Source organism: Paenibacillus sp. FSL L8-0638 (genome assembly GCF_038593075.1).
In the GTDB taxonomy this organism is placed as follows: domain Bacteria; phylum Bacillota; class Bacilli; order Paenibacillales; family Paenibacillaceae; genus Paenibacillus; species Paenibacillus polymyxa_D.
The window spans coordinates 4,347,590-4,361,364 of sequence record NZ_CP151960.1; the positions used below are offsets into that span (position 1 = coordinate 4,347,590).

Below are 13,775 nucleotides of genomic sequence, written 5' to 3' on the forward strand. Positions count from 1 at the left end.
ATGTCAGATATGAACTTCCGGGTTTCTCATCTCACACTTTTTTATTAGCTCATTTACGGATTTAAAATTTTGCTTTTCGAAAGGAGTCAGAACCTATGAAGCAGCATCGTTATCTCCCTATGACTGAACAGGATCAAACCGAAATGCTGCGTGTGGTCGGTGTATCATCCATTGATGATTTGTTCAGTGACATTCCAGAGGCCATTCGATATCAAGGGGAACTCCCTCTTTCTTCTCGACTCGATGAGAAAGCCTTGACCCGCCACTTGGCCGATCTGGCCGGACACAACGCCAATACAGACACACATGCCAGCTTCCTTGGCGCAGGAATTTATGATCATCATATTCCGTCCGTCATCCAGCACATCATTTCACGCTCGGAATTCTATACAGCCTACACCCCCTATCAGCCGGAAGTAAGCCAAGGCGAGCTACAAGCCATTTTCGAATTTCAGTCGTATATTTGCGAATTGACGGGCATGGCTGTAGCTAATGCCAGCATGTACGACGGAGCGACTGCACTGGCGGAAGCAGGCTCACTGTCCGCCGCAGCTACCCGCCGTAAACAGCTTATCGTATCAAGGTCCGTCCATCCGGAGGCACGTCAGGTATTGGCAGCCTATGCACGCGGATTGGATTTGGACATCGTGGAGATCGGCTGTTCGGACGGCGTAACGGATGCTGATGCGTTAGCGGCGGCCGTATCGGAACAGACCGCGGCTGTTTTGGTCCAAAGCCCCAACTTTTTCGGAGCCGTGGAAAACCTGAAGCCGATGGCTGATCTCATCCATGCGTACAAAGGTCTTTTGGTCGTCAGTGCCAACCCACTGGCACTTGGCTTGCTGGAGACACCCGGCAAACAGGGCGCGGATATTGTGGTAGGAGACGCGCAGCCACTTGGCATCTCCTCTTCTCTCGGCGGTCCGACCTGTGGATACTTTGCCGTTTCTCAGGCACATATGCGCCGTATCCCCGGCCGTATTGTGGGTCAGACCACTGATCGCAATGGTAAACGCGGCTTCGTGCTGACCTTGCAAGCGCGGGAACAGCATATCCGCCGCGAAAAGGCCACGTCAAACATTTGTTCCAATCAAGCATTGCTAGCTTTATCTGCATCTGTATACTTATCTGTTATGGGTAGACAGGGGATCAAGGAAGTAGCCGAGCTAAATTTGCATAAAAGCCGGTATGCCTTAGAGCAATTGCTGAGCTTGAAGGGCGTAACTGCCTCGTTTAACGCACCAACCTTTAACGAGTTTGCCCTTAGACTGCCTGAGGGTACAGATATGAGCAGACTCCAGACCGAGCTGCTAGCTGCTGGATTTATCGCTGGCTACGATTTGGGCCGGGACTATGAGGAACTTGCTGGTCACATGTTGATTGCCGTGACGGAGCAAAGAACCAAAGAAGAGATTGACCAATTTGTGCACACCTTGGGGGGATTGCTATGACACATACCGGACAGGATCAGAAACAAGAGCTGTTAAAGGAACACGATCAAGCGCTCATTTTTGAATTGAGCCGTCCGGGTCGCATCGCCTATTCCCTTCCCGAGTGCGACGTTCCCCGTCGCCCGGTGGCAGAGCTTTTGCCAGACTATGCGCTGCGCAGCGAACCTGCAGCATTACCCGAGGTATACGAAGTAGACGTTATTCGGCATTATACCGCCTTGTCCCGGCGCAATTTTGGCGTGGACAATGGATTTTATCCGCTCGGCTCCTGTACGATGAAATACAATCCGAAGGTGAATGAGGATGTCGCCCGATATACAGGCTTCGCCAAAATCCATCCATATCAGCCCGAGGAGAGCATCCAGGGTGCCATGGAGTTGCTGCATACGCTCCAAAATGATTTGGCTGCGTTAACTGGCATGGATGCCGTCACGCTTCAGCCCGCCGCGGGCGCCCATGGCGAATGGACCGGGCTGATGATGATTCGCTCATACCACGAAGCACGTAGTGAGCGACGTACCAAGGTGCTCGTGCCGGATTCGTCGCACGGAACGAACCCCGCCAGTGCAACCGTCGCAGGCTTCGAAACAGTCACCCTTCCTTCCACCCCTGAGGGGCTAGTGGATCTGGATGCGCTGCGTCAAGCCGTAGGCAACGATACCGCTGCACTCATGCTGACCAACCCGAACACGCTTGGGCTGTTCGAGAAGCAAATCACTGACATTGCTGCCATCGTGCATGACGCGGGGGGTCTGCTCTACTATGACGGGGCGAACTCCAACGCCATCATGGGGATTACCCGTCCCGGAGATATGGGCTTCGATGTAGTGCATCTCAATTTGCACAAAACGATGAGTACCCCGCACGGTGGCGGTGGCCCCGGCGCTGGGCCTGTCGGCGTAATGCAACGGCTCATCCCTTATTTGCCCAAGCCGCTTGTCGTACGGGATCCACAGGGGGTGTACCACTGGGACCGGGAACTGGGAGATTCTATTGGACGGGTTAAAGCCTTTTACGGGAACTTCGGTATTCTCGTCCGTGCCTATGCCTATATCCGTAGCTACGGTCCTGATGGCTTAAAGCGTGTATCGGAATGCGCTGTACTCAATGCCAATTATATGATGCATCGGCTCGCTCCACATTTTGACCTGCCCTACCCTGGACATTGCAAACACGAATTCGTAATGTCGGGGCGAGGCTTGAAAAAATTTGGAGTGCGCACGCTTGATGTAGCCAAACGGCTGCTTGATTTCGGCTACCATCCACCTACAATTTACTTTCCGCTGAATGTAGAGGAGTGCATCATGATCGAGCCCACGGAAACGGAAAGTAAGGAAACACTTGATGCTTTTGTCGACACTATGATTCATATTGCGCGGGAAGCAGAAGAGAACCCTGAGCTGGTGCTCAATGCACCATATACTACTCCAGTCACACGATTGGACGAAACTACCGCAGCCCGCAAACCTGTACTGAATTGCTCATGCAGTTAAAACAAATTCTACTTAAAGCATGCAAAAAAGCCGGTATCTAATTAGATACCGGCTGCTGTATGTACACAGCAATTTTTTGTTGGAAAAAGATATAACCTTTGAAATGTAATACCCTTCCTTAGCCTTCGATGCTTTGAACCAATTCAACAACCTGTTCTGCTGTTTGCATGTCCAGAGCTTTTGTAGCCAGTTTTTCCATGTCCGCACGGGACAACTTGGAAATTTGACTACGTGCTGGCAGAATGGAAGTAGCGCTCATACTGAACTCATCAAGTCCGAGACCCAGCAGCAACGGAATTGCTGTTGTATCTCCTGCCATTTCGCCACACATACCAACCCAACGTCCTTCACGGTGAGCGGCATCAATAACCATTTTCACCAGGCGCAGAATGGATGGATTGTATGGTTGATACAGGTAAGAAACCCGCTCGTTCATGCGATCCGCTGCCATTGTGTATTGAATCAGATCGTTTGTACCGATACTGAAGAAATCTACTTCTTTTGCGAATTGGTCAGCCAATACCGCTGTAGAAGGAATTTCTACCATGATGCCCAGTTGAATTTCTTCGGATACGGATACACCCTCAGCTACCAACTTTTCCTTTTCTTCCAACAAAACAGCTTTAGCTTCACGGAATTCGTTCAGCGTAGCAATCATTGGGAACATGATGCGCAAGTTACCATGCACACTCGCACGCAACAAAGCACGCAATTGAGTGCGGAAAATATCCTGGCGATCCAGACACAGGCGAATAGCACGGAATCCGAGGAACGGATTCATTTCTTTCGGCAGGTCCAGATAAGGAAGTTCTTTGTCACCACCGATATCCAAAGTACGGACTACAACCGGTTTACCTTCCATTCTTTCCAGAACGGTTTTGTACGCTGTATACTGTACTTCTTCGGATGGAAGCTTATCGCGTCCCATGTACAAGAACTCCGTACGGTACAAGCCAACGCCTTCACCACCGTTGTCCAGGACACCAGCTACATCATTAGGCGTACCAATATTGGCTGCCAGTTCGACATGGACACCATCGACAGAAACCGTAGCTTCGCCGCGCAGCTTGCGCCACTCTTCGCGTTGCTTGTCGTATGCCACTTGTTTAGCACGGTATTCTGCAACAATCTCTTCGGTAGGGTTCACGAATACGTGACCATCCAAACCATCAACGATAATCAAATCGCCGCTTTTAGCTTGAGACAATATATTTTTCGTTCCCACAACTGCAGGAATTTCAAGTGAGCGAGCCATAATAGCCGAATGCGAAGTACGTCCGCCGATATTCGTTGCAAAACCTTTAACAAATTCACGGTTCAGCTGAGCTGTGTCGGAAGGTGTCAAATCTTCTGCAAGCACAATCGTTTCTTCGGCAATTTCTGCAGGACTAACAAAATGAACACCAAGCAGGTGATTCAGGATCCGCTTGGTTACATCACGCATGTCCGATGCGCGTTCTTGCAAATAGGCACTTTTCATGTTTTCAAACATGGAGATGAACTGTGTAGCTACTTCATTCAAAGCATAGTCAGCATTAAGCTGCTCGTCTCTGATTTTAGCTTTAACCGGATCGATCAATTCAGGATCATTCAAAATGAGCAGGTGAGATGCAAAAATTTCTGCTTTTTTCTCTCCCAGCTCCTTAAGTGTTTTCTCCTTAATCGATTCCAATTCGGTTTGAGATTGTGCCAAAGCCGCATCCAATCTTGCGATTTCAGCTTCAACATCACCAACCGCGCGTCTCTCTACAGCGTAATTCGGATGCTCCAAGATAAACGCCCGGGCAATGGCTATGCCTGCCGAAGCGGCAATCCCGGAAATCTTAAGCATGAACTTCGCCCAGCCCTTCGTTGACGATTACATTTTCAAGAGCTTTCAGTGCTTCGGCAGCTTCAGCGCCTTCGCAGATAATGTTAATAGTATCGCCTTGTTCCAGACCCAGAGACAATACACCCAGAATGGATTTCAAAGTTACTTTTTTACCGTTAGCTTCGGCAAAAGATTCAGCACCGCTGAATTTGTTAGCTGTATTTACCAGCGCAGTTGCAGGACGTGCATGGATACCGTCTTCATCCGTAATTCTAAAAGTTGTTTGCATAATTTGTTCCTCCCACTTTCCTAAAGATAATATTTGTTTACACGCAGTATACCGAATAATTGATCAGACGGCCTAAGCCGCCTAATCAACTAATCCGAAACACATAGAGTTTATTTTATCGTAATTATACCATCTTCGCCAGCCTTCAATACTCCAGTTTTGTTTAAAGTTACCGAAGAACCTTCAGGAAGGTTAGTAAAAATGACAGGTGAGATGATGGATTTAGCGTTTGCCTTCACGTATTCCAGGTCTACTTTCATAATAGGCTGGCCAGCTGACACAAGATCGCCTTCGTTCACCAAAACGTCAAATCCTTGACCTTTAAGCTTCACTGTATTCACCCCGATATGAACAAGCACTTCTTTACCGCCATCGGATTGGATACCAACCGCATGCTTGCTCGGGAATACATTGAATACTTTGCCGTAAACAGGGGACACAATCGTTCCATCATTCGGCACGACCGCAAAGCCGTCACCTGTCATACGTTCTGCAAATACCGGATCGGGAACCGTCGAGATATCAACCAATTCGCCGTTAACAGGCATTACAATATCTTCTACAATAATGGTTTGTTGTTCTTCTCCAGCTTCCTTCTCCTCTTGTGGAGCAGGTTGCGCCGGAGCTGGTGCAGGTGTACGTCCAGCCATGATATCAGCCATTTGAGTTTTAATGGTGTCGGAACGTGTACCGAAAATTGCCTGTACGTTGTTACCGACTTCAAGGACACCCGATGCGCCAAGTTGTTTCAGACGAGCTTTGTCAACGTTCGATTTCTCATTAACCTCGATCCGAAGACGTGTGATACAAGCATCCAGATGCTTGATATTCGATGAACCGCCGAAAGCTGCCAAAATGTTGTGTGGGAGCTCGTCACTACTACCAGTTGCTGCGCCATCCACATTTTCTGTGGCTTCTTCACGCCCTGGTGTTTTCAAGTTGAATTTCCGTATGATGAATCGGAATCCGAAGTAGTAAATAACTGCCAAAATCAGACCGACGATGATTACATACCACCAAGGCGTACGGGTTGGAATAATCCCGAAAATCAGGAAGTCAATAAATCCGCCTGAGAAGGTCATACCGATTTTGACATGTAAAATTTGCATGGTCATAAATGACAGACCTGCGAATATACAGTGTACTGCAAACAGCAGTGGAGCTACGAACAGGAAGGAAAATTCCAGTGGCTCCGTAATACCTGTCAAGAACGAAGTCAATGCTGCTGAACCCATAATACCTGCTACATATTTTTTGTGTTCTGGTCTTGCTTCATGGTACATCGCAAGCGCTGCTGCTGGCAAACCGAACATCATGAATGGGAATTTACCCACTTGGAACGTACTTGCTGTCAAAGCCACTCCGTCGCGAAGCTGGCTGAAGAAGATCTGCTGGTCACCGTGAACGGTTTGACCTGCTTTGTTAACATATTCACCAAACTCAAACCAGAACGGTGAATACCAAATGTGATGCAAACCAAATGGAATCAGCGCGCGTTCGATAACCCCGAACAGGAACGCCGACAAAGTCGGGTTGGAATACACCATAAAGTGAGATACTGCGTTAAGTCCTTGTTGAACTGGAGGCCAGATCAGAACCAGTGCTAGTCCGACAATAAGTGAGGATACCGCCGTTGCAATTGGAACGAAACGCTTACCCGCGAAAAAGCCCAGATACGAAGGAAGCTCAATTTTGAAAAAGCGGTTGTACATGGCTGCGGCCAGTATACCGATGATTATCCCGCCGAACACCCCGGTTTGAAGCGTTGGAATTCCCAACACGTTCGCATAACCCGGTATTTTTTGAGCAATCAGACCAGGTGTGACACCCACGGCTGTACCCAGAGTAATGTTCATAACGAGGTAACCGATGATGGCAGCCAAACCTGCTACACCTTCACCGCCCGCTAGACCGACGGCTACGCCGACTGCGAACAACAGTGCCAGATTATCAAAAACGATTTGTCCGGCATTCATCATGATCGTCGCAACCGATTGAACCCAGCCCGCATTTAATGCCGGAATGTACTGGAGAAAATCAGGATTGACCAGCATGTTACCGATACCCAATAAAAGCCCCGCAGCTGGCAAAATCGCTACAGGAAGCATTAATGCTTTACCGACACGCTGTAAAACGCCGAAAAGCTTTTTAAACATACCTTCCACATCCTTCTCTGAAATTTAGAACAGAGGCAAAACAACAAAAAAGGCATGAGCCGATTTAAGTATGTTTGAAAACAACCTTGGGATATAGCTTACCCCAGTAGGCTGTAAACAATCATAACTTAAAACAACTCATGCCTGATCGAATCAGTAACACGTTAAATGTTCAGTTGTTGTCTTCCTCATTGCAGAATTGATTATAGCACCCCGCTAAATGCGAGGCAATACTTTTTTATTCCGGTTTTATCACTTTTTGTTGCTACCCCTGCTCTTTGCGTTGAGACAACCGTTGCAGATGCATTGTCAAATAACTAACCTCAGCCGGATAAACAGGTTTACGTAGCCTTTTCTCCATAATCTTCGTCAGTTTCCAGGACAGCATATACATTTCTGGATATTCTTCATTCAAAAGCTTGTCCAATCGATAAATTTCCTGCACAATCTCTCCCCGGCGCACACGTTCAATCGCAAACCTCAGATGAGTCAGCAGTCGAGAATAATCAAGGGATTGGAGAGGAATTCGATAATCCAGTGTCGTCTCGACAACCTGAACCATATCAGCAATCAGACGAGAATCCTTCCTAACCTCGGAAATATGCTGGTTTGTCATGGCGCTATAAATATGCAGGGCCACGAATCCGATTTCATCTTCTCCCAGATCTACATTCATCTTATCCCTGATTAAAGCAACAGCCTGCTCAGCCATCTTGTATTCCTGAGGATATATTTCCCTAGTCTCATACAAAAACGGATTATGAATCGTAATTCCCTGTTTATGACGGTTGATGGAAAAAGCGATATGGTCAGTTAAAGCAATCAGAATGTGCTCATTTAGAGGCTTCTTTGCTTGAAGCTGAACAAGATGAAGCACCTCACCGATGACCTCGATGAGCTTTTCATCCAGCTCAGGAAGCAACCGTTTGTATTGCTCCTGTTCTTCATGGCTTTTTAATATAAATAATTTTTCAACTGAATCCAACGGCATAAGATCGCCGGGTCTGCGATTGAAACCGATTCCTTTTCCAATCACGACAACCTCATCATGCTCGGGGTGCATTCCTATAATCACATTGTTATTCAGCGCTTTGGCCACTTTTAGGCTGCTCACATCCGCACCTCTTTTATCAGAACCTTGATCCTAAGAATTATAGCATGAAGCTCAGAGGAATCCACGTTAAAGTACCAAATATTCGGCTAAAGGTCAATAAAAAGAAAACGCTTTTCATCACATTGCCGGAAAATGCTGTGATGAAAAGCGGTCTTTTGGTTAGGGATAGAAGCTCCCAAAGACTTATCGTTATTCTTTATCTGTTAGTGCTGCCTCCACCGAGGCTGGAAGAGGCTGCTTGTTCGCTTCACCGGAGGACGGCACGGAATGAAGGCCTTTTTTCCCAGTGGTCAGCCCCTTGATTAACTGTTCCACATCAATACCGGATACACTCTTCAGCATCTCGGGCGCCGTAGCCATCAGTTCGGTGACATAATTGCTGACACGCGCTGCTCCTTCTCCTTTTCCTGTATCAACTACGGTGAGTTTATCGATGGACGCAATCGGTTCGGCAATACGTCCAGCCAGCTCAGGCAGCATTTTTACGATAATATCGAGCACGGCAGCCTCTCCAAACTTCTGGAACGCCTCCGCCAGTTTTTCCTTGGCCTCCGCTTCTGCAAGTCCACGCAAACGGATGACATCTGCGTCTGCCGTACCTTTGGCGCGTTCGGCATCCGCTTCTGCTTGCCCGTTTAGACGTTTTTGTTCAGCTGACGCTTTAGCCTGTGTCTCAATCGAGTATTGCAGTGATTCAGCCTCACGCATTTTACGCGATTTATCTGCTTCCGCCGCTTGTTCGACCGCATACCGATCGGCTTCTGCCTTCTTTTTCACTTCCGCATCATATTGCTTTTCACGTACCTGTATTTCCTTGGATTGAAGGTCAATTTCCCGTTCTTTGCGCACCAGCTCGACCTTCATCTGCTCCTCGACGGCAGTCTGCTTGGCACGGGCCTCCTGGATGTGATAAGCCTGATCGGCTTCTGCCTTCGCTGTATCCTGTTCTTTTTTAAACGAAGCCACTTTCAGTTCTTTCTCTTTGGCTGCCTCGGCAATGTTGGTATCTCGCAGCAGTTCGGCCTTCTGGCCTTCCTGTTCCGCACGCGCCTTCTGAATCCGGGCATCCCGCACAGCTTCGGCTTCCGCAATCTCAGCATCCCGTTTCACAGCGGCAATTCTCGGCTTACCAAGCGCATCCAGATATCCGTGCTTATCACGCACATCTTTGATGGTGAATGAAACGATTTGCAAGCCCATTTTTTTTAGATCACGAGCAGCCACGCCCTGTACTTCCTGCGCAAACCGATCCCGATTACGATATACTTCCTCCACTGTCATCGAGCCGAGGATTGCGCGTAAATGCCCTTCCAGCACTTCCTGAGCCTCTCCCCTAAGAGCCTCCAGTGGCTTCCCGATGAACTGCTCGGCTGCTGTAGCCACATCTTCAATAGAACTGCCGACCTTGATGATCGCCACACCATCCGCAATCACGGGAACTCCTTGCTCCGTATACACTTCCGGTGTGGTTACGTCCAGTTTATGGGACAACAGAGAGATGAATTCGGACTGCTGGAAAATAGGCCAAATGAAGGCCCCCCCGCCGCGTACAATTTTAATTTTACGTCCAGAGTCATCCTCGGAAATATTTTTATTTCCCAGAAAAGAACCCGTCACGATCATCCCTTCATCCGGCCCTACTGTTTTGTAGCGGGCCCAAAAAGCGATCCCTAATATGACGATAACGATAACAACAATCCCAGGGACCAACACAATATCTTGCAAATTTGACACTCCCGATCACGCTCCCTTCAAGTTAAGCGAATGCGCCGTCTAGGTGTCCAGGTACGCTACGCGGACGACGCCCTCTGCGACCTCAACCACGACGATACGGGTTCCCGCAGCAAGCGGTTTGTGATCGAAGCTCGATGCTGTATGTATGGTGTTGCCTGCACCCAAGCGGATCATAACCTCCCCGTAACCAACCTCAGGTACAGGAATGGTAACCTCACCAATCCGGCCAGTCAGCTCACGCATGGAGAAGCCGCTGGATACCTCCGAATTCGCCATGGGTTTGATAAACGCAAAGAACACGAGTATTCCGATGACAAACGAAATCCCTAAAGCAAGCGCGACGACCCATCCCGTGCTCAGCCCGGTATACTTTGTCAGCAGTACTCCAGCTCCGCCAAAAGCGGTCATGGCTCCAAGTAAAACGACAGGTCTGAACCAATCAAGGCCCGGCAGCTCCAATGCACCATCCAGCCAACTACCGAGTACATCCCCGATCAGCACACTGACCACGGTAAAGATAGCGCCTCCTGCCAATAGCCACCAAAATATGGTTTCCATGCGACTCCTCCTTCCATGTACCTTTTCAGTCTGGTTTCCAGTCTATAACTATGTTTACGTATTCAACCTAAAAAAGTTTCAAAATTTTCCTCCATATCCCAAATCAAACCCAAAAAAGCACGTTCGTACGTCTAATGACGCACAAACGTGCTTTAAATGATACAAATGTCGTTTTACAGGGATGCTTTGTAAATTTCGACTACATCTTCGCGATTGAGCTTGTTAAAGCCACCAAAAGATCCGAATTTCACAGCTTTATCAGCCATAACATCGATTTTGGACGCATCAATCTCGTAATCAGCCAGACGGCTTGGTGCACCAATCGAGTTCCAGAAATCACGCAACGCCTGAATACCTTCCAGCGCCACTTCTTCATCACTCTTGCCTTCTGGGTTTACATGGAACACATTGACCGCCAGTTGTTTGAAGCGTTCAGGCTTCACATGCAGATTGTGTTTCATCCAGTTCGGGAACAGAATAGCCAGTCCTCCACCATGTGGAATATCATAAACAGCAGACACAGCATGTTCGATATTATGAGTAGCCCAGTCGCCTGTTAGCCCCATGTTCAGGAAGCCGTTCAGCGCCATCGTACCACAATACATAATTGTTTCACGCAGCTCGTAGTTTTCCAGATCGTTGACCAGACCTGGAGCCGCATCCATGACCGTACGCAAAATCGTTTCGCACCAGCCAAGTTGGACCGGAGTATTGGATTCCAGATGGAAATAATGCTCCAGCGTATGTGACATCATATCTACGATTCCGTAAACCGTTTGATTTTGCGGCAGTGAGTATGTGTTCACTGGATCAAGAATAGAAAACGCAGGGAACGCAAATACGCTGCCCCAGCCCAATTTTTCCTGTGTTTTTTCATTTGTAATAACAGAACCCGCATTCATTTCAGAACCAGTGGCTGCCATAGTTAAAACCGTACCTAATGGCAATGCTGCCTGTGGTGCCGCTTTACGCTCTGCAAAATCCCACATGTCGCCATCATATTTTGCACCAACAGCAATGGCTTTGGAACAATCCAGCACACTACCGCCTCCTACAGCCAGAACGAGGTCGATTTGATGTGTTTTACACAATTCCACGCCTTTATGTACTGTAGATAAGCGAGGATTCGGTTCCACACCAGCCAGTTCCGTTACCTCTGCACCGATTTCACCAAGCAAACCTATTACATTATCATACAAGCCGCTGCGCTTAATGCTGCCGCCGCCATATACAAGCAGTACACGTTTACCATATTTAGGAACTTCACGCTTGAGAGCCTCCAATTGTCCTTTACCGAAGATCAATTGTGTAGGATTATAAAATTCGAATGCTTTCATCGCAAACGCTCGCCTCCAATAGTTCTAAAGTTTAATATTAAGAAACTACTCTATTATAACCTTTTCGGTTACAGGAAACAAATCTGCTTTGTTTTCAGAAAAAAACCACACTCCTTGAGGAGCATGGTTCCATGTCATATCTTGGGAGGGTTCTCGTAGTATAGTATGTGCTTCGCAAGCAATTTTATTCTCCCAAAGTATATCCCAATTGTTTCATAAAACGACCAAAGGCCTGCTGTCCGGACGGATTCCGTTTATACACTCCTGCATGCTCTAAAATTTCACTGAATTTCAGTCCAACCTCATTTTGTATGGTACGAACAGCCGTCTCCTTGTCAGGCAAACGACCGAACCGAGTGTTTAACTGGTAAATCCAGTCTGCATGCTTAAACAGCGGATGTCCTTCTTGCTGTACAGCCACAGCCAGTTTGTCATCCCCACACAAAATATCTGCAATTCCATCCAGTTCATCCTTGAGCCGCCCCGGTAATATGGCAAGTCCCATAACTTCGATCAGACCGATATTTTCCTTCTTGATGTGATGCATCTCGCGGTGAGGATGGAAAATACCTTCCGGGTATTCTTCACTCGTTCGGTTGTTGCGCAGTACGAGATCCATCTGATACCTGCCTTCGGAATCACGGCGCACAATCGGCGTCACAGTATTATGCGGAATCGTTTCCCCCTCTTGCTCTGTATGAGAGAGGACATCAGCTACAGGATCACTATAAGCTTTCCAGGCTTCAAAAGCAGCATTTCCCGCTTCCAACAGCGCCTCGGCATCTGTTGACGTAAAACGGATGACCGACATCGGCCAATTTACAATCCCTGCTGTAACCTGCGGGAACGCTTCATTATGGTATACGCCGTCCACACCCGCTTTTTCAATTGGGAATGTATGACGACCACCCTGAAAATGATCATGGGTCAGAATCGATCCGCCGACAATCGGCAGATCCGCATTGGAGCCAATAAAATAATGCGGAAACGCTTTCGTAAAGGCCAGTAATCGGCGCAGTGTATCCTTCGTGAGCTTCATCGGTACATGATTATGATGGAACACGATGCAATGCTCGTTGTAATACACATAGGGTGAATATTGAAAAAACCACGGTTCCCCATTCAATTCCACCGGAATGATACGCAAATTTTGACGGGACGGATGATTTACTCTTCCTGCATATCCGACGTTTTCACGGCATAATTGACACTTGGGATAAACAGGCGGCGGCAAAAGCTTCGCCATCGCAATTTCCTTGGGACTTTTTTCTGGCTTGGACAAATTAATCGTAATTTCCATATCTCCGTAAGATGTCGACTGATTCCAGTACACATTGCTGGCAACCCGATCCATTCGGATGTAGTTCGAATCGATAGATAATTGATAAAAAGCATCAGTCGCCGCCTCTATGCCACGTTCAGCCTCCGTTTGATGAAAGTCACGGATGACTTCAGATGGTCTCGCCATCAGTAGTCCCATAATTTTGGAATCCAGCAAATCACGATACGTATCTGTGTTTTCGGGGATAAGGCCTATGGCAAAACCATAATCTATCAATACATTAAGCACAGGCTGGAGGGCTTCAGGGGCCATAATGCCCCCTACATCCCTACCTGAATAAGGCTCGGAAAAACCAAACTGATCCAATAACAAATTACGGCTGTAATCTGTGTCTTGCGGACCGATCAAGCCCTTATTTTGTGCGAATGCAACCAGTTGCTCCACCGCATATAGAGCCGACTGCTGTACAGTTTCGTCGATGTCATGGGCCAGATGCCGGGAATGTTCCCGGCCTTGGCCTTTATCTGCAGATTGGCGCTCGCTCATATGTC

Annotated in this window: 10 protein-coding genes; 2 read left to right on the forward strand and 8 right to left on the reverse strand. The window is 47.9% G+C overall.

What is annotated here, in order from left to right:
- Nucleotides 1-95: 95 nt before the first annotated feature.
- Together gcvPA and gcvPB are read left to right on the forward strand one after the other, a co-directional pair.
- The gene (gene gcvPA / locus MKY35_RS19375; protein WP_342444587.1) at nucleotides 96-1,451 is read left to right on the forward strand and encodes an aminomethyl-transferring glycine dehydrogenase subunit GcvPA; all 1,356 of its coding nucleotides are present in this window, start codon (nucleotides 96-98) and stop codon (nucleotides 1,449-1,451) included.
- Complete coding sequence (gcvPB, locus tag MKY35_RS19380; protein WP_342444588.1) at nucleotides 1,448-2,944, forward strand: aminomethyl-transferring glycine dehydrogenase subunit GcvPB; 1,497 nt, start codon at nucleotides 1,448-1,450, stop codon at nucleotides 2,942-2,944. The genes gcvPA and gcvPB overlap by 4 nt, the downstream gene beginning before the upstream one ends.
- 118 nt (nucleotides 2,945-3,062) lie before the next feature.
- Here gcvPB and ptsP read toward each other — a convergent pair whose 3' ends face one another.
- From ptsP to MKY35_RS19420, 8 genes are all read right to left on the reverse strand, one after another.
- Complete coding sequence (gene ptsP, locus MKY35_RS19385) at nucleotides 3,063-4,775, reverse strand: phosphoenolpyruvate--protein phosphotransferase (protein WP_029515702.1); 1,713 nt, start codon at nucleotides 4,773-4,775, stop codon at nucleotides 3,063-3,065.
- On the reverse strand, nucleotides 4,768-5,043 hold the full coding sequence (locus tag MKY35_RS19390; RefSeq protein WP_013372579.1) for an HPr family phosphocarrier protein: 276 nt from the start codon (nucleotides 5,041-5,043) through the stop codon (nucleotides 4,768-4,770). Before MKY35_RS19390 ends, ptsP begins: the two co-directional genes overlap by 8 nt.
- A gap of 110 nt (nucleotides 5,044-5,153) precedes the next feature.
- Nucleotides 5,154-7,199 carry a glucose-specific PTS transporter subunit IIBC gene (gene ptsG, locus MKY35_RS19395; protein WP_069012482.1) on the reverse strand — a complete coding sequence of 682 codons (2,046 nt, stop codon included), beginning with the start codon at nucleotides 7,197-7,199 and terminating at the stop codon, nucleotides 5,154-5,156.
- 265 nt (nucleotides 7,200-7,464) lie between these two features.
- Nucleotides 7,465-8,313: a PRD domain-containing protein gene (locus tag MKY35_RS19400; RefSeq protein ID WP_311079420.1), complete on the reverse strand. Its 849-nt coding sequence runs from the start codon at nucleotides 8,311-8,313 to the stop codon at nucleotides 7,465-7,467.
- Nucleotides 8,314-8,502: 189 nt separating this feature from the next.
- Entirely contained in the window at nucleotides 8,503-10,038 is a 1,536-nt protein-coding gene (locus MKY35_RS19405; RefSeq protein WP_039272892.1) for a flotillin family protein, read from the reverse strand.
- 48 nt (nucleotides 10,039-10,086) lie between these two features.
- Entirely contained in the window at nucleotides 10,087-10,605 is a 519-nt protein-coding gene (locus MKY35_RS19410; protein WP_342444589.1) for a protease, read from the reverse strand.
- Nucleotides 10,606-10,778: 173 nt separating this feature from the next.
- Nucleotides 10,779-11,942 (reverse strand): iron-containing alcohol dehydrogenase, encoded by a 1,164-nt coding sequence (locus MKY35_RS19415; protein ID WP_069012479.1) that lies wholly within the window; start codon nucleotides 11,940-11,942, stop codon nucleotides 10,779-10,781.
- Between the two features lie 184 nt (nucleotides 11,943-12,126).
- Entirely contained in the window at nucleotides 12,127-13,770 is a 1,644-nt protein-coding gene (locus tag MKY35_RS19420; protein WP_342444590.1) for a UDP-glucose--hexose-1-phosphate uridylyltransferase, read from the reverse strand.
- Between the last annotated feature and the right edge of the window lie 5 nt (nucleotides 13,771-13,775).